This is a genomic window from Thermus caldifontis, assembly GCF_003336745.1.
GTDB classification, from domain to species: domain Bacteria; phylum Deinococcota; class Deinococci; order Deinococcales; family Thermaceae; genus Thermus; species Thermus caldifontis.
In genome coordinates this window covers 170,809-186,226 of the sequence record NZ_QGMX01000003.1, presented here as the reverse complement: position 1 = coordinate 186,226, position 15,418 = coordinate 170,809, and the positions used below count along the sequence as shown (strand labels likewise).

Sequence of the window (15,418 nt, the reverse complement as noted above, 5' to 3'; positions counted from 1 at the left end):
CTAGCCAGCTAGCGCACCACCTCCACGGCCACCCCTAGGGAAAGACCACGCCAGTTAACGTCGGCGGTAAGGGCCGGCAGGCTCAGGCGCTGGGCCAAAGCCAGACAGGCCCTATCCCCCAGGGAAAGCCCCAAGGGGCGGGTGAGGGGACGAAGACGGGCCACCCAAAGGGCATCCTCCTCGGTGAAGGGGAAGACCCTAAGGGCCTCTAGAATACCTTCCCCCCTCAACCGCTCCTGAACCTCCTGGGGATCCCACCCCCGTTCCGCAACTTTAGAAAGCACCTCCCCAAGGTTTACGGCGCTGATGGCCGCCCCTCCGGCTAAGGCCTCCTCCACCCGTTGGGCTCCGGGTTCATCCAAAATCAGGGCCAACAAGGCCGAGGCATCCAGCACTGCCTTCACTCCAGCTCCTCCCTCCTGGCCTCCTCCCGCCGCTCCCGGATCAGCTCATCCACCAGGCTCACCCCTGGGGACAGGCCTTTGAGGAGGCCGCGGGCCCGGTGGGCTACCTGGCGGAAGCTCACCAGCTCGAAGGAGCCATCCTGGCGGCGGCGGAGGAGAATTGGGTCCCCCTCCTTAAGCCCCAAGGCCTCCCGAACCTCCGCCGGGAGTACCACCCGGCCTTTAGAGCCCACCAGTACCACAAACTGGGTTTTTTCCGCCACTTGCGCCATGCTCTCATGGTACCACCCAGGAAAGCCATGGTACCATGAGGGAGTATGGTGCGGCTTTACGGCATCCCCGGCTGTGGCCCCTGCGAGATCGTGAAGATGTTCCTGGTGCAAAAGGGCATCCCCTTTGAGTTCGTCAACGCCCGGCAGGATCCCAAAGCGGCCAGGAAGATCAGCGAGCTGGTGGGCAGCCCCACCGCCGGGGTGGTCCTGGAGTGGAACGGGAAGGTGGAGGCCATCCGCGGGGTATCCCCGGCCACCCTCAACGCCTGGCTGGCCAAGTACCAGGCCGGGCCAACCTCGCCCTCCCATCCCGGCTGACCCTACCGGCCGGCACTAACGGGTCTGGATCCCACCGTGTAACTTGCCAAAAACCAGGAAACCAAGCTTTTGGAATATCGGGTAAACTGGGTACATGGAGCTGGTAAAGCTTAGCCGCAAAGGGCAGATCTCCATCCCCAAGCGCTTCCTCAAGGCCTTGGGCCTCGAGGGCGAGGCCTATTTTCTAGTGGAACTTTCCCCCGAAGGGACCATCGTGCTCAAGCCGGCCGGGGTTTATCCCATAGAGATCTATTCCCAAAACCGCATCCAGGAGTTCCTGGAGGAGGATCGCCTTACCCTGGAGGAAAAAGAGCGCCTAGCTAAGGTTCTGGGCGAGGGTTGATGCGCCTCTTCCTTGATGCCAACGTTCTCTTTGCCGCCGCTTGGCAGGAGGGGAGAGCCCGAAGCCTCTTCCCCCTGGCCAAACGGGCGGAAGCCCAGCTCCTAACCTCTCCCCACGCTCTGGAGGAGGCGAGGCGCAACCTACTCCTTAAACGGCCCGAGACCTGGCCTCTTTTTGAGGAACTTTTCCTAGGGGTAGTCCTGGTCCCCGAGGCCCCAGCCCGGCTAGTCCACCAGGCCCTCAGGCAGGGCTTACCTCCCAAAGACGCCCCTGTCCTTGCCGCGGCCTGGGCGGCCAAGGCCGACCTCCTGGTCACCGGTGACCGCAAACATTTCGGCCCCCTTATGGGGCGTAAAGTCCGGGGGGTATGGGTGCTCTCCCTGAAAGAGGCCTGGTTCGTGCTTCTGCAAAAGGCAGAAGGGCAAAGGCCCCCTTCGTAAGCCTAGTCCCTTAGCCTTGCTCCCTTGGGTATAATCCCCCCATGCTCACCCTGGACCTTTCGGACAAGAAGGCCCTCATCATGGGCGTCACCAACCAGCGGAGCCTGGGCTATGCCATCGCGGAAAAGCTCCACCAGGCAGGGGCGGCCTTGGCCTTCAGCTACCAAGGGGAAAGGCTTAAGGAGGAGGTGGAGCGGCTGGCCGCCCCCCTAAAGGCCCTCACCTTCCAAGCGGACGTAACCCGGGACGAGGAGCTGGACCAGCTTTTCGCTGGGATCAAGGAAACCTGGGGGGAACTGGACTACCTGGTCCACGCCATCGCCTTCGCCCCAAGGGAGGCCATGGAGGGCCGCTACCTGGACACCCGGCGCCAGGACTGGCTCTTGGCCCTCGAGGTCTCCGCCTACTCCCTGGTGGCCGTGGCAAAGCGGGCAGAACCCCTCCTAAAGGAGGGGGGAAGCCTGGTCACCCTCACCTACTACGCCAGCGAAAAGGTGGTGCCCCGGTACAACGTGATGGCCATCGCCAAGGCGGCCCTGGAAGCCAGCGTCCGCTACCTGGCCCACGAGCTTGGCCCCAAGGGGGTGCGGGTGAACGCCATCTCCGCCGGACCCGTGCGCACCGTGGCCGCCAGGAGCATCCCAGGCTTCACCAAGATGTACGACCGGGTGGCCCAGGTGGCCCCCCTTAGGCGCAACATCACCCAGGAGGAGGTGGGGAACCTGGGGCTATTCCTCCTCTCCCCCCTCTCGGGCGGCATCACCGGGGAGGTGGTCTACGTGGACGCCGGGTACCACATCATGGGGATGGAGCTGGAGTAAGGTATTGATACAATAGTGGGCATGAGCCGCCTCTGGATCCTCCTCGTGGTGTCCCTAGGTTTGGTCTTAGCCCAAGAGATCCAAGACCCACCGGCCGCCCCTTGGGCCCGGGAAGCGGTGGAACTCCTGGTAGCCAAAGGGGTTTTCATCGGCTACCCCGACGGCACCTTCCGCTGGCGGGAACCCTTGACCCGGCAGGAAGCCGCCCTAGCCCTCTACCGCCTCTTGGCCGCCTACGGCCTGGACCGGCTTTCCCCGGAGGAGGTGGACCGCCTCCTCTCTGTGGTGAAGCGCCTCCAGGAAGAACTTGCCGACCAAAGCCAGCAGATGGCCGGTCTTAAGGAAGAAGCCAAGGCATTGGAGGAGCGCCTCAAAACCCTGGAAGGCCAACCCCAGGCTGACACCCGCCCCTTGGAGGAGGCCCTGAAGCAGCTGGAGGAACGCCTTAAGGCCCGGGAGGAAGCCCAAAAGGGCCTCGAGGCCGCCCAAAAAGCCTTGCAAGCCCGGTCCCTGGAGGAAGACCTTAGAAGGGTCCAGGAGGACCTCAAAGAGCTGGAAAGGCAACTCAAGGCCCTGGAGGGCAGGCCCCAGGTGGAACCCAAGGAACTGGAGTCCCTGAAGGCGGAGAAGGAAGCCCTTAAAGCCGCCCAAAAGGGTCTAGAAGACCGCTTGGCTGCCTTGGAAGGGGCCCGGAGCGCCCAGCAGGAGGCCCTTAAGGGGCTGGAAGAGCGCCTAAAGGACCTACCGGAGGCCCGGAAGTTGGCCGAGGAGGCCCAGGCCCGTCTCCAGGCCCTGGAGCCTCGCCTTAGGGCCCTGGAGGAAGGGCTTTCGGACCAGGAAAACCGCCTAAAGGCCCTGGAGAACCGCCTAAGGGCTTTGGAAGAGCGCCAGGCCCATGCCGAGGGCCGGCTGCAGGCCCTAGAGGAGGAGGTGGCCTCCCTGAAGCGCACCCTTACCCCAAGCCGCCTTCCCCTTTACCTGGGCCTGGCCGGCTACCGGGGCGACGTCACCGGGGAGTGGTTCGGCCGGCTTCTCCTGGGCCACGACGCCCTCCTGGGACCCTTGGGCCTCCGCCTGGCCTACGAAGCCCCCTTCGCAGAGCCCAGCCAGGGCCTCGCCAGCCTGGACCTCACCTTCCGCGCCTCTTACGGGGACCTGGACGGCTACTTCGGGGTGGGCGGGGGCCTCTACCTGGAGGGGACACCCTTCGGCCAGCTCCTCATCGGGGCCGGGGTGCGGGTGGTACCTAACCTGAGCGTTTTCCTGGAGGGGCACCAGCGCTACCTCTTTGACGGCCAGATGGGCCAGCGCTCCACCTTGGCCTTTGGCCTGGCCTTTAGGCCGTAGCTTCCATCATGAGAGCAGTGGGCTCTTCCTTTCTGCTCTTTCTAGGCATAGCCCTATTGGGGGCCTGCTACCTTCAGCCCCCTCCCTCCGGAAAGCTGGAAGGATACGTCCAGGAAGGTCCCACCCGTCCCCTCGTTCCTTTAGCCGGGATAACCCTGCGCTCCCCCTGGGGAACCTTTCACACCCAAAGCGATGCCCAAGGCTTCTACCGCATCACCTTGCCCCAGGGAACCTATTCCGCCCAGGTGGAGCGGGAAGGGTATGCGGCCAGTCGCATAGAAGGGCTGGTCGTGGGCACCGCCAGCCGGTTTGACCCCATCCTCCTTCCCGCCTTCTACCCCGGTTGGCCCAAAAGCGCTCCCAGCCTGTACCTGGAAGGCATTCCGGCTGGTTCCCTGCTGGCGGCCGGACAGAGCGTGCGCATCAGGACCTCTGGCAGCTTACCCATCCAGAAGATCATGGTCCGGCTGGGTAGCCCCCCCACCCTGCCCCTGGCCGCCCCCGGCCAGCTGGTGTGGGACCAGACCGCGGATACCGGATGGTTGACCCTTCCCCCCAGCCTGTCCTCGGGTCCACCCGGACCCACAACCCTCCACGTGGTGGCGTACGATGCCAACAACAACCGCACCCACCTCTTGCTCCCGGTCCGGCTGGGCGCTTCCACAGGCCAGGACCCAGCAGCCCCGCCACCCCTTAAAGCCATCGCCTTCACGCTATCCCAGCCCCTGCAAGCCCTCAACCTGGGGGAGCGTCCGCCAGGCATTTTCGTGCATCTCACCTGGGAGCCTGTACCCTATGCCCTAGGCTACCGCCTATTCCAGGGGGAGAGGCTTGTAGGCCAGTACCCTCCCTTCTTGGGGGAGGCCTACGACCAGGGCCCCGACCTCGGGCCGGGACAGGAGGTTTGTTACCGCCTGGAAACCGTGGTGACCACGGGTCCACCCCTCATTTCCCAGGCCTGCACAACCCCCCTGTCCCCCCTTCACATGACCCTTTTGGAACCCCTAGGGACGGCCCCACCTACCCCCAGCTTCCGGGTGGGCTTGTCCCCCGGGCTTCCCGGACCCCTGGCCCTGCGCCTGGTGCTCTTTGACCTCCACACGGGAAGCAGCGTGACCCTCTTCCCCCCAAGCCCTGCCTCCGAAACCCTCATCCCCTGGGCTGGCCCCCCCCTGATCCCGGGAAGGACCTACACCTGGGGCGTATACCTGGCCTACGCCACCGATTCGGGGGAAGACCCCCGGGCCTACAGCCTGGCCGTGGACCAGGCCGGGCAGGTTCTGGGCCTACCCTTCCCTGGCCCCACCGCTACCTTTGAGGTACGGCCATGAAGAGGGTCCTTCTTCTAATCCTGGGCGGAGCCCTGGCGGCCTGTACCCAGGTTCCCTGGCTGGCTACGAGCCCATCCGGGGGTTGGGTGGTGGGCTATGCCCAAGAGAAGGATCTGGTCCGATTGACGAACGAGCTGGGCCCTCCGCTAGCCGTGGAGCCCGCCTTAGGCCTGGCCCTCTTCCTCGTGCCACCTGGGGAAGGCCCAGGGATCCGCTACCGGGAGCCCCTGGGTGCGGGGGAACGCCTGCGGCAACCCCTCCCCCTAGCCCTTTCCCCCCAGAACACCCCCAACCCCTGGCAATGGTTTCTGGAGGCGGTGCGCGCCCCCGAGGCCTGGGCGGCAAGCGAGGGGGAAGGAGCGGTCATCGCTCTCCTGGACGGCTGGCCCGACCCCAGCCATCCTGCCCTCCAAGGCCGCCTCCTCCCCGGGTACGATCCGGTAGCGGATGCCCCCATCCCCTTGCCCGGGCCCACCCCCGACCCCCACGCCACCGCCGTGGCCGCCTTGCTGGCAGGCCAGGGGCCCCTTTACGGCCTGGCCCCTAAGGCCCGCATCCTGCCGGTGCGCCTTTTCCAGCCCGACTACCCCGGGGACTTCTACGCCGCCCGCGCCATCCGCTATGCGGTGGACGCCGGGGCCAAGGTCCTCTCCCTGAGCTGGGGGGGGCTGGGCTACAGCCAGGCCCTCTACGATGCGGTGGTCTACGCCATAGAACGGGGGGTGAGCCTGGTGGCGGCGGCGGGCAACCTAGGCCTCACCCTGCCCTACTACCCTGCCGCCTACCCCGGGGTGGTGGGGGTCTGGTCCACAGGTCCCGCAGGCCAGCCCAGCCCCTTTAGCAACCTCGGGCCCTGGTACACCGTGGGAGCCCCCGGTGAAAGGATCCTGACCGCCATCCCAGGCGGGGGCCAAGCCTTTTGGGACGGTACCTCCTTCGCCACCCCCCTGGTGGCCGGGGCCTTGGCCCTGGTCCAGGCCCAAGGGTACCGCTGGCCCTTTCCCCTACGCTGGGGCCTCAGGTCCCAAGGCCTTCTGGATGCCGCCGGCCTCCTGGGGGCTCCCTTTGACCAGTACGGCTTTGGCGCCTGCCTGCAGCTTCGGGTCTTCCGTCCGGACCCGGAAAGCCCCATCGGGAGACGCCCCGTGGCCCAGGCGGAGGTGGCCCTGGAGGGTCCGGAGGTTCTGCGCCTCCTCACCGACGGCCAGGGGCGGGCCAGGATATATCAGGTGGCCCCTGGGGCCTACCGGCTTAGGGTAAGCGGCCTGGGAAGCGCTGGCTGGGTCCAGGTGGAGGAAGGCCTAAGCCTTTCCTACGCCTGCACGGTGGAGCATTTCGTGCTCCTTCCCTAAAACCCCCGGGTTACCCGTCCCCCACTCTGCCCACGGAAAACCCCAAGCGGTTACCATCCTGCGGGGCCAGGTATCCGCAAAAGGGGGTTCCTAGGTAGGTCCTCCAAGACACCACACATCCCCTGGACCAAAGAAAACCCCCGGGCCCTGTGGGCCCGGGGGGCAGAAGGCCTAACGCCTTAAGGCGCGATGGTGGTAGTCTCCTGGGTCACCAGGGGCAGGGGCTGCGGGTAAGTGTTGTTGCTGTAGGTGACCTCCTGGCGGAAGTACTCCTGCTGGCCCACCGCCACGCCCCGGGCCTCGATCACCACCCGGGCCAGGCCGCCTGCGGGGATGTTGAAGCCGGAGAAGGTGACGCTGGTGGAGGTGAAAGTAGACGGGCTAAGGATGCTCTGCACTATGTTGGTAGCGTCAAGGACGTAGATCCGGGTCGCCGGGGAGTTGACGAAGTTCACGTAGGTGGTCCCGGTGAGGGTGGCGGTGTAGGTGACGCCCGTGGCGTCCGCCGCACCGGTGTTGAAGATGGTGCCCTTGTACCAGAAGGTGCTGTTCACGGGGATGCCCTCCGTGGGGGTACCGCCGGGGTTGGTGTTGTTGACGGTGTCGCCAGGGATAGGAGTCCCGGTGGGGTCGGCGAAGGGATCGGAACCATTTGTACCCCTGTTGTACTCCCCGTGGCTGGTGAGGGAGAGGTAGGGAGAGGGCGGCGGCGGCACCACCTCCACGCCGGCGCAGGAGTGGATGCGGCCCTGGACCTCGGCGTCGCTAAGGGCAGGGCTGGTGTTGAAGCTACCGTCTGTGCCGGTAACCTCCGTGGCGTAGGTGAGCTGGTTCTTGCTCCAGACCACCCGGCCCGGAACCCACGGCCCGTAGTAGGCCGTCCCGGTCACATTCGCAGGCTGGTTCAGCTGGGGCGCACCCAGGAAGGCGCAGTTGTCCCAAACCTCATCCTCAGGGGTAGGCAGGTTGCCCGTGAGGAAGATCTGCGCCGTAACCGTGCTCCCCGCCTGGATGCTCATGGGGGTCCACTCAAAGCGCTTGCCCACCACGGGGTCGTAGGGCTGGGCCGCGCCACCCGAGAGGAGGCCAGCCCCAACGAAGTCGGAGGCGTCGGTGAAGTCCAGGCCCACCTCAAAGGCGTCCGTCACCTCCAGGTCGTGGGCGTAGGTGTTGGTGCGGAGCTGGTAGGTGGGGGAGCGGTGGCCCGTGCCCTGGGTGTTGTCGCCAAACTCCCAGGGGTAAAGGGCCTCGAGCGCCCCATAGGCCGCCTCGCTTTCGGTCCGGTCCTCATGCGTGACGGCGATCTCAAAGAGGGCGGAAGCGCCCTGGGTGATGGGGGAGGCGCTCTTCAGCTGCTTGTCGATGTCAAAGATGGGCCGCACCGCCCAGATGTCGGACTCGTCCGCCACGGGGGTGTAGTCAAAGAGCAGCTGCGGGCCTTGGCCGTTGGGTTGCAGGAAGCCGGAAGCGGTAACGTCGTTGATCTGGAGGCCATTGGTGACCTTGTAGGGGTCGTCGTAGGGCCTCTGGCAATCATTGGCCCCAGCTTGGCTAGCTATGCCACCCGCCCCATACAGGGCAGGCACCACGTAGTTCGGCCCCACCAGGCTGGGATCTGCGCAGAAGCCCGGCTTCTGGCGCACGTAGACCTGGAAGGTCACCTCCACCGTCTCCCCGGGGTCCACCTGCTGCAGGGCGGCGAACTGGCTGTAGTTCCAGGTGACCACGTGGTTGACGGGGTCGTAGGTGCCATTGTCGGTGATTTTGCTGGTGACCACGCCCAGTTCGGGGGGCAGGGCATCCCGGATGGTGACGTTGTACATGGGGGACTGGGAGGGGTTGGTCACCACGATGTGGACGGTGCTGGTGTAGTTGCCATCAAAGGTCTGGCTGGAGGCGCTCAACGTGCGGTCGGGGCCGTACCAGGTGAGGACGTGGTTGTCCACGTACTTGTTCACCGTGAGGTAGGCGCCCACCCAGCGCTTGGTGAAGGTGTAGTCCTTGAGGTCAAAGGTGTAGATGCTGTCGCCGTACTCTACCGTCACCCGCATAGTGGCCTTGACCTGCACCTCCTTGGGCAGGTCCTGGAGGGTTACCGTAGGCTTCAGGTTCAGGACCACCCCGGAGCCGTTGAAGTCCACACAGGTGGTGCCCGCGCCGGAATCGCACCCCGCCACCCACTGCACATCGTTCACGTCCCCGCCCATCAGGGTGTAGACCATCTCGTAGGTGGAGTTGTCCACCCAAGGGAGGGAAGCACCGGGATAGAAGGCCTCACCGGCGGGCTGCTTGAGCCGCACGAAGCTGGTGAAGGTGTGGGCCATCAGGTCGCGGTTCTGGTTGAAGATGTTGGTGATGGCGCCGAAGTCGTGGCCGGTGCGGGTGGGGGCCATTTGGGCGGTTTCCGGTTGGAAGGGAAGCTGGTTGCCCTCCTCATGGGCAAAGTACAGGTGGGAGATGTTGAAGAACCAGACCTTGAACTCCGTGCGGGCCGCGGTCTGGGTGCGCTCGTCGGTGGCCACGGCGGTGAACTTGATGGGCTCTGGCAAAAAGACGTTCTGAATAATGTTGCTGTACAGCGCGTTCACCGTGAAGTACACCTGGCCCTGGGCATCGGTGTAGCCGTAGTCCCGGCCCTGGAGGTTGGGCTCGCAGCCGAAGGACACGTCCACCGTAACCCCGCCGTACTCAAAGCTCTCCACCTTCACCCGCACACCCTCGCCCACAGGGTTGCCCTGCTCGTCCTTCACCTGGAAGCGGAAGCAGACGGGCTCCTCCGTCTGGGCGGCGTAGAGGTTAACGTCCTTGTGGGGGTTTTCCTCCTGGTTAAGGGGGAGAAGCCCCGAGGCGTCTTTGGGGAAGCCAGAGAGGAGCTCAATGGAGCCGATCCGATACCCGCTAGGAGGAGGGGTCTGGATCTTGGTTAGGGTGATGGTGGCCTGAGCGGTTTGGCCTGCGGTCACTGTGGCCTGCGTGCTCCCCGGGTTATAACCCGCTTTGGAAGCGTTAACGGTATAGTCCCCGGGCGTCAGGGTGAAGGAGGCCTTACCCTGAGCGTTGGTGAGCTGGGTTCCGGGGACCCCGTTCACACTCACCGAAGCCCCCTGGATAGGCGCCCCGTTGGTCTCCTGTACGGTGACCTCGAGGGTACCCGTCTGGGGTTGGCCAGGTTGCTGTTGGCCGCAACCCGCAAACAGCAACCCCAGCGCCCCGAGAAGGGCCAAACCTAGAGCCTTTAGCCTTACTCCCTTCATACCGTACACCTCCTTAGTGCTTTTCCCTTCGGGGTTTTCCGAGTTTCCCCCTTTGGGTCCGGCGCCAGGATTAGGTTTTTCTCTCTTTGCTCGAGAGCTTCCCCTGGCATCCGAGGCTAATCTTACGCACAACTCCCTCTCATGTCAAGCCAAAGCCCTTTGCCTTAAGCCTCCCTTAAGCTTTTGTCAGAAGAATCCTGTCGCCAATCCCTGGACCTCTCCCCTAATCCAATGTCCCTTCTCACCCCTCTGGGGATAGGATAGCCTCCGGGAGCTTAACGAGGAGTGAACACAAACCTAACAACGTCCAGACCTTTGCAGCCCATACCCCCTTTTCCCCGGAGGGCTTTTCCGTAACATAAGGGGGATGAGACGCCCTACCCCCACGGTCTGGGTGGGCCGCCTTCCCCTGGGAGGCGCCCACCCCGTGGCCGTGCAGTCCATGACCAACACCCCCACAGCGGACGTGGAGGCCACCACGGCCCAGGTCCTGGCCCTTTACCGGGTGGGGAGCGAGCTGGTGCGCCTTACGGTGAACGACGAGGAGGCCGCCCAGGCGGTACCCGAGATCAAAAGGCGGCTTGGGGAAGAGGGGGTGGAGGTACCCCTGGTGGGGGATTTCCACTTCAACGGCCACCTCCTCCTCCGGAAGTACCCCAAGATGGCCGAGGCCCTGGACAAGTTCCGCATCAACCCGGGCACCTTAGGCCGGGGCCGGCACAAGGACGAAAACTTCGGGGAGATGATCCGCATCGCCCTGGACCTGGGCAAGCCGGTGCGCATCGGGGCCAACTGGGGAAGCCTGGACCCCGCCCTCCTCACCGAGCTCATGGAGGAAAACGCCCGCCGCCTCGAGCCCAAAAGCGCCCACGAGGTGCTTCTGGAAGCCCTGGTGGAAAGCGCCGTGCGCTCCTACGAGGCGGCCCGGGAACTGGGCCTAGGGGAGGACAAGATCGTCCTCTCCGCCAAGGTGTCCAAGGCTAAGGACCTGGTCTGGGTCTACCGGGAGCTGGCCCGCCGCACAAAGGCCCCCCTCCACCTGGGCCTCACGGAGGCGGGCATGGGGGTGAAGGGGATTGTGGCCAGCACCGCAGCCCTCGCCCCTTTGCTCCTGGAGGGGATCGGGGACACCATCCGCATCTCCCTCACCCCCGCTCCCCATGAACCCCGCACCCGGGAGGTGGAGGTGGCCCAGGAAATCCTCCAGGCCCTAGGCCTCCGTAGCTTCGCCCCCGAGGTCACCAGCTGCCCGGGGTGTGGCCGCACCAAGAGCACCTTCTTCCAGGAGCTGGCCCAGGTGGTTAACGCCCACCTAAAGGCCAGGCTCCCCGAGTGGCGGGCCCAATACCCTGGGGTGGAGGAGCTCAAGGTGGCGGTGATGGGGTGCGTGGTGAACGGCCCCGGGGAGAGCCGCCATGCCCACATCGGCATCTCCTTGCCGGGAAGCGGGGAGGAACCCAAGGCCCCGGTCTACGCCGACGGCCAGCTCCTCACCATCCTCAAGGGGGAGAACCTGGTCCAGGACTTCCTGGGCATCCTGGAAGACTACGTGGAACGGCGGTTTTCCAAGGCCTGATGGAACCCTTTCGCTTCGCCATCCAAGCCCAAAGCGGCCGGGCCCGGGTGGGGCTTTTTTCCACCCCCCATGGCCCTGTGGAAACCCCCCTCTTCATGCCCGTGGGCACCCAGGGCTCGGTGAAGGGGCTTTTGCCCAAGGACCTGAAGGCCATAGGCAGCCAGGTGCTCCTGGCCAACACCTACCACCTCCTCCTCCGCCCGGGGCCAAAACGGGTGCAGGCCCTGGGCGGGCTCCACCGCTTTGCCGGCTGGGGTGGCCCCTGGCTCACGGACTCCGGGGGCTTCCAGGTGATGAGCCTGGGCCACCTGAAGCGCATAGACGAGGAAGGCGTGATCTTCCAAAGCCACCTGGATGGAAGTCTGGTAAAGCTCACCCCGGAGGGGAGCATCGCCGTCCAGGAGGCCCTGGGGGCGGACCTCATCATGGCCTTTGACGAGTGCCCCCCCTACCCTTCCCCTCCGGAATACCTGAAGGCCTCCTTGGAGCGCACCCTGCGCTGGCTAGAGCGGAGCCTCAAGGCCAAAACCCGGTCCGACCAAGCTCTCTTCGGCATCGCCCAAGGGGGAACGGACCCGGAGCTTCGGGCCCTTTCCACCCGGGAGACGGTGCACTTTGACCTCCCCGGCTACGCCATCGGGGGCTTGGCCGTGGGGGAGAGCAAGGAGGAGATGTTCCCCATGGTGGCCCTTTCCACGGAGATCCTTCCCCAGGAAAAGCCCCGCTACCTCATGGGGGTGGGGCATCCCGAGGACCTGGTGGCGGCCATGGGCCTGGGGGTGGACCTGTTTGACAGCGTCTACCCCACCCGCACAGGCCGCTTCGGCTCCGCCCTGGTCCCGGAAGGAAGGATCAACCTGAAAAACGCCCCCTACCTGGAAGACCCCAGGCCCCTGGAAGAGGGTTGCGACTGCTACGCCTGCCAGAACTTCAGCCGGGCCTACATCGCCCACCTGGTGCGCGCGGGGGAGATGCTTGGGGGGATCCTCCTTTCCCTGCACAACCTTCGCTTTCTGCACCGCCTTACGGAAAGGGCCCGGAAGGCGATCCGCCAAGGAAGCTACGGGGCCTTTGCCCGGGAGTTTGCCGAGAGGCGTTTTGGCAAGGAGATACCCCGCTGGTTCCGGGAGGCCATGGCGGCGGGGGGGCACTGGTGATACCACCCCGCCCTGGCCCAGGCCAGGGCGGGGGCCCCGGTGAGACCACCCCACCCTGGCTGGCGCCAGGGTGGGGACCCCGGCAACCCCAACCTGGGCGGTGGGAGACCGGAAATGGAAGCCTAGCCCTCCCGGTAGAAGCGGCTTTTCTGGTAATACTCCTCCAAAAGCACCTTGAGAAAGGCGGCCGCAGGCACCCCCAAAAGGGCTCCCCAGAGGCCGAAAAGGGTGGCCCCCACCAGGATGGCGGCGATGGCGGTCACCGGGTGAAGCCGGGTGGAGCGGCCCACGATGAAAGGCCCCAGGAGATTCCCCTCCACCTGGTTGGCCAGCCAGAGGACCAAAAGGGCTAAAAGCACCTTGCCCCACCCCCCTGTGGCCGCCAGGAGCAGGGCGGGCACCCCGGAGACGATCACCCCCACGAAGGGGATCAGGTTAAAGACCCCCGCCAGAAAGCCCAGACTGGCGGCCAGGGGAACCCCCACGAGCCCTAGCCCCACCCCCACCATGAGCCCCACCAGAAAAGCCACCAGAAGCTGCCCCCGCACATACCCCCCCACGCTCCGGTCCAGCTTGTGGGCCAGGTCGGCCACCAAGGGTTGGTAGGGCTCCGGGAAAACCCGTAGGGCCGCCTGAGCCAGGCGGGGAAGATCGTAGAGGAAGTAGACGGAAAGGGTAAGGGCGGTAAGGAGCTGGAAGATGCCACCCAGCAAGGAGGTGAAGAACCCCAGGAGGTTGCCCCCTTGGGAGAGAAGCCCCTGGAGCCAGCGAACCAGGGTTTCCAAGAAGCCTTGCAAAAGGCCCTGGAGGCTACGGCTGGCCTCGGCCAGGATGGGGTTCAGGGTTTCGGGGATAGGGATGGCCCGAACCCGATTGGGCAGGTCCAGGAGCCAGGAAAGGAAGGGGTCCAGGAGCCGGGGAAGCTCCTGGGCCAGGCGGGAAAGCTCCAAAACCGTCTGGGCGGTGAGGAAGGAGGCCAGCCCCAGGAAAAGGCCTAGCCCCAGATAGACCAGCACCACCCCCAGGAGCCGGGGAAGCCTTCTGGCCTCAAAGAAGCGCACCACGGGATGGGTTAGGTAAGCGATGGCAAAGGCGGTGAGCAGGATGGAAAGGGCCGGCCAGGCCCGGAGGAGAAAGCGATAGGCCAAATAAAGGAGGAGCAGGTAGACCAGGACCCGGACATAGGGGTTTTCCCAAACCCGGGCGAAGGCCTCGCGCATGGGGCTATTCTAAGCGGAAGAAGGCCTTGGCCTCCCTTACGAGCTCCTCCCCCGATAGGCCTTGAAAGAGGAACCTCCCCCGGTCGGGCTCCCCTTCCCAGATTTCAAAGAGAAGACGGGGAGCCCCACCCATGAGCCCGGTGTTCCCCACGTAGCCGATGGGGTCACCACGGAGAACCTTCTGCCCCACCTTAAGGCCAGGGTAAGGCCCCTCGAGGTGGGCGTAGACGCTGGTGCGCCCGTCGGGGTGGCGGATCCAGACCTCGAGGCCCCTTAGGAGGTCCATCTGCTCCGGGGAGGCCCCGTTTCGCACCGCCTCGAGGAGCCTCCGGTACTCCTCGGGGGAGGGTTCCCTGTAGTCCCCTTCCACCTTCACCACCTCCCCAGCGGCGGCGGCCACCACCCCCATCCCCCGCACCACGGGCACGCAGGCATCCCCCCCGATGAACACGAAGCCCGCACTCACCCCCTTGCGGTAGGGGCGGGGAGCCCCCGGGAGGTTTTCCGAACGGGTGGGCAGGCAGGCCCCGGGCAGGGGAAGCAGGTACCCCTCGGGAGCCAAGGCCGCCTTTTGGCCCAGCACCCGCACCTCCTGCCGCAGGCTAGAAAGCTGCCTTCCCCTCTGGGAAAACCCCAGGGTGATGACCAGGGCATACAGGGCCAGGGCCAGAAGGAGGTAGTGGCCCGGCTTCCACACCATGGGCCTATGCTACAAAAAAGACCCCCTAAGGGGTCTCGCCAAAGGGGGCAATCCGGGCTAGAGGAGTTTGAGAAGCCGCTCCTTGATCTCCTTGGCGGAAAGGCCCTCCAGCTTCAGCCCCTTAGCCTTGTCCAGAAGCTCGTAAACCTTGGGGATGTGGCTGGTGGCCACCCGGAAGGTGATCTCCTGCCCCGCCACCTGCACCCGGATCTTCTGCAGGTTGGGGTACTGGCGGCGCTTGGAAATGCCGGTGGTCTTCCGGCCCACGCCCCCTTCCCGCTTGGCCTTGCCCCGCCTTTGGATGCTATTGGCCACGATAGGCCTCTTTCCGCTGATCTCGCACACCTTGGACATACGACCCTCCCGTGCCCGAAGGCAAACCCTATGGAGTATAGCACAAAGGGGATTGGGTAGACTCAAGGGGATGCCCACGGTTCTCGTGCCCCTCCTCCTAGCCTTTGACCAGATCCTTAAGCTCTGGGCCCTGGAAAACCTTTCCCCGGTGCCCAGGCCCCTTCTGGGGGACCTCCTCTACCTCACCCTGGTGAGGAACACGGGGGCCGGTTTTGGCATGCTGGAAGGCCAGGCCTTCCTTCTGGGCTGGGTTAGCCTGGGGGTGGGAAGCCTCCTGCTCTACCTTTTGGCCCAAAGGCGCTACGCCTTCTGGCCAACCCTGGCCCTTTCCCTTATCGCCGTGGGGGCCCTGGGCAACGGCATCGACCGCCTGGGCCGGGGCTTTGTGGTGGACTACCTGGACCTGGGAACCTCCATCCCCCCCATCGCCCACTTTCCCGTTTTCAACCTGGCGGATGTGTGCGTGACGGTGGGGGCCGCCCTGCTCCTTTTGGCCCCTAAAAGGAAGCGCGGCTTTTAGACCCAGGAG

At 65.2% G+C, this 15,418-nt stretch carries 16 protein-coding genes; 10 read left to right on the top strand and 6 right to left on the bottom strand.

From position 1 onward, the window contains the following. Window positions 1-8 precede the first annotated feature (8 nt). Window positions 9-404: a type II toxin-antitoxin system VapC family toxin gene (locus DK874_RS06450; RefSeq protein WP_114313195.1), complete on the bottom strand. Its 396-nt coding sequence runs from the start codon at window positions 402-404 to the stop codon at window positions 9-11. Next, window positions 401-676, bottom strand: coding sequence for an AbrB/MazE/SpoVT family DNA-binding domain-containing protein (locus tag DK874_RS06445; protein WP_114313194.1), 276 nt, complete (start codon window positions 674-676; stop codon window positions 401-403). Before DK874_RS06445 ends, DK874_RS06450 begins: the two co-directional genes overlap by 4 nt. Window positions 677-721: 45 nt before the next feature. Between DK874_RS06445 and DK874_RS06440 the strand changes: the two genes are divergently transcribed. The 7 genes from DK874_RS06440 (at window position 722) to DK874_RS06410 (ending at window position 6,628) form a co-directional block, all read left to right on the top strand. Further along, window positions 722-994 (top strand): glutaredoxin family protein, encoded by a 273-nt coding sequence (locus DK874_RS06440; protein ID WP_114313193.1) that lies wholly within the window; start codon window positions 722-724, stop codon window positions 992-994. A gap of 94 nt (window positions 995-1,088) precedes the next feature. Continuing rightward, a complete protein-coding gene (locus DK874_RS06435) occupies window positions 1,089-1,337 on the top strand; it encodes an AbrB/MazE/SpoVT family DNA-binding domain-containing protein (protein WP_114313192.1) in 249 nt (82 codons plus the stop codon). Next, window positions 1,337-1,777: a PIN domain-containing protein gene (locus DK874_RS06430; protein WP_114313191.1), complete on the top strand. Its 441-nt coding sequence runs from the start codon at window positions 1,337-1,339 to the stop codon at window positions 1,775-1,777. Before DK874_RS06435 ends, DK874_RS06430 begins: the two co-directional genes overlap by 1 nt. A gap of 41 nt (window positions 1,778-1,818) precedes the next feature. Further along, window positions 1,819-2,598 (top strand): enoyl-ACP reductase FabI, encoded by a 780-nt coding sequence (locus DK874_RS06425; RefSeq protein ID WP_114313190.1) that lies wholly within the window; start codon window positions 1,819-1,821, stop codon window positions 2,596-2,598. Window positions 2,599-2,619: 21 nt separating this feature from the next. Then, entirely contained in the window at window positions 2,620-3,945 is a 1,326-nt protein-coding gene (locus tag DK874_RS06420; protein WP_114313189.1) for an S-layer homology domain-containing protein, read from the top strand. Between the two features lie 8 nt (window positions 3,946-3,953). Further along, the gene (locus DK874_RS06415; protein WP_114313188.1) at window positions 3,954-5,276 is read left to right on the top strand and encodes a carboxypeptidase-like regulatory domain-containing protein; all 1,323 of its coding nucleotides are present in this window, start codon (window positions 3,954-3,956) and stop codon (window positions 5,274-5,276) included. Beyond that, complete coding sequence (locus DK874_RS06410; protein ID WP_114313187.1) at window positions 5,273-6,628, top strand: S8 family serine peptidase; 1,356 nt, start codon at window positions 5,273-5,275, stop codon at window positions 6,626-6,628. The genes DK874_RS06415 and DK874_RS06410 overlap by 4 nt, the downstream gene beginning before the upstream one ends. Before the next feature lie 179 nt (window positions 6,629-6,807). Here DK874_RS06410 and DK874_RS06405 read toward each other — a convergent pair whose 3' ends face one another. Then, complete coding sequence (locus DK874_RS06405; RefSeq protein WP_114313186.1) at window positions 6,808-9,882, bottom strand: carboxypeptidase regulatory-like domain-containing protein; 3,075 nt, start codon at window positions 9,880-9,882, stop codon at window positions 6,808-6,810. A 367-nt stretch (window positions 9,883-10,249) separates the two neighbouring features. Here DK874_RS06405 and ispG point away from each other — a divergent pair, with 367 nt between their 5' ends. Together ispG and tgt are read left to right on the top strand one after the other, a co-directional pair. Beyond that, window positions 10,250-11,458, top strand: coding sequence for a flavodoxin-dependent (E)-4-hydroxy-3-methylbut-2-enyl-diphosphate synthase (gene ispG / locus DK874_RS06400; RefSeq protein ID WP_162798738.1), 1,209 nt, complete (start codon window positions 10,250-10,252; stop codon window positions 11,456-11,458). After that, the gene (gene tgt, locus DK874_RS06395) at window positions 11,458-12,615 is read left to right on the top strand and encodes a tRNA guanosine(34) transglycosylase Tgt (RefSeq protein WP_114313184.1); all 1,158 of its coding nucleotides are present in this window, start codon (window positions 11,458-11,460) and stop codon (window positions 12,613-12,615) included. The genes ispG and tgt overlap by 1 nt, the downstream gene beginning before the upstream one ends. Before the next feature lie 122 nt (window positions 12,616-12,737). On the opposite strand, the gene DK874_RS06390 is transcribed toward tgt, so the two are convergent. From DK874_RS06390 to rpmB, 3 genes are read right to left on the bottom strand one after another with little or no spacing between them, the layout of a single operon-like run. Continuing rightward, a complete protein-coding gene (locus tag DK874_RS06390; RefSeq protein WP_114313183.1) occupies window positions 12,738-13,835 on the bottom strand; it encodes an AI-2E family transporter in 1,098 nt (365 codons plus the stop codon). 4 nt (window positions 13,836-13,839) lie between these two features. Continuing rightward, window positions 13,840-14,535 carry a M23 family metallopeptidase gene (locus tag DK874_RS06385; RefSeq protein WP_114313182.1) on the bottom strand — a complete coding sequence of 232 codons (696 nt, stop codon included), beginning with the start codon at window positions 14,533-14,535 and terminating at the stop codon, window positions 13,840-13,842. 57 nt (window positions 14,536-14,592) lie between these two features. Continuing rightward, a complete protein-coding gene (gene rpmB / locus DK874_RS06380) occupies window positions 14,593-14,889 on the bottom strand; it encodes a 50S ribosomal protein L28 (RefSeq protein WP_114313181.1) in 297 nt (98 codons plus the stop codon). 70 nt (window positions 14,890-14,959) lie between these two features. Between rpmB and lspA the strand changes: the two genes are divergently transcribed. Then, window positions 14,960-15,409: a signal peptidase II gene (lspA, locus tag DK874_RS06375; RefSeq protein WP_114313180.1), complete on the top strand. Its 450-nt coding sequence runs from the start codon at window positions 14,960-14,962 to the stop codon at window positions 15,407-15,409. The last annotated feature ends 9 nt before the right edge of the window (window positions 15,410-15,418 follow it).

Coding starts and splice junctions, on each gene's coding strand:
- DK874_RS06405 (WP_114313186.1), bottom strand. CDS start 9,882: ATGAAGGGAGTAAGGCTAAAGGCTCTAGGTTTGGCCCTTCTCGGGGCG.
- DK874_RS06390 (WP_114313183.1), bottom strand. CDS start 13,835: ATGCGCGAGGCCTTCGCCCGGGTTTGGGAAAACCCCTATGTCCGGGTC.
- tgt (WP_114313184.1), top strand. CDS start 11,458: ATGGAACCCTTTCGCTTCGCCATCCAAGCCCAAAGCGGCCGGGCCCGG.
- DK874_RS06445 (WP_114313194.1), bottom strand. CDS start 676: ATGGCGCAAGTGGCGGAAAAAACCCAGTTTGTGGTACTGGTGGGCTCT.
- DK874_RS06440 (WP_114313193.1), top strand. CDS start 722: ATGGTGCGGCTTTACGGCATCCCCGGCTGTGGCCCCTGCGAGATCGTG.
- ispG (WP_162798738.1), top strand. CDS start 10,250: ATGAGACGCCCTACCCCCACGGTCTGGGTGGGCCGCCTTCCCCTGGGA.
- DK874_RS06410 (WP_114313187.1), top strand. CDS start 5,273: ATGAAGAGGGTCCTTCTTCTAATCCTGGGCGGAGCCCTGGCGGCCTGT.
- DK874_RS06435 (WP_114313192.1), top strand. CDS start 1,089: ATGGAGCTGGTAAAGCTTAGCCGCAAAGGGCAGATCTCCATCCCCAAG.
- DK874_RS06420 (WP_114313189.1), top strand. CDS start 2,620: ATGAGCCGCCTCTGGATCCTCCTCGTGGTGTCCCTAGGTTTGGTCTTA.
- DK874_RS06385 (WP_114313182.1), bottom strand. CDS start 14,535: ATGGTGTGGAAGCCGGGCCACTACCTCCTTCTGGCCCTGGCCCTGTAT.
- lspA (WP_114313180.1), top strand. CDS start 14,960: ATGCCCACGGTTCTCGTGCCCCTCCTCCTAGCCTTTGACCAGATCCTT.
- DK874_RS06425 (WP_114313190.1), top strand. CDS start 1,819: ATGCTCACCCTGGACCTTTCGGACAAGAAGGCCCTCATCATGGGCGTC.
- DK874_RS06415 (WP_114313188.1), top strand. CDS start 3,954: ATGAGAGCAGTGGGCTCTTCCTTTCTGCTCTTTCTAGGCATAGCCCTA.
- rpmB (WP_114313181.1), bottom strand. CDS start 14,889: ATGTCCAAGGTGTGCGAGATCAGCGGAAAGAGGCCTATCGTGGCCAAT.
- DK874_RS06430 (WP_114313191.1), top strand. CDS start 1,337: ATGCGCCTCTTCCTTGATGCCAACGTTCTCTTTGCCGCCGCTTGGCAG.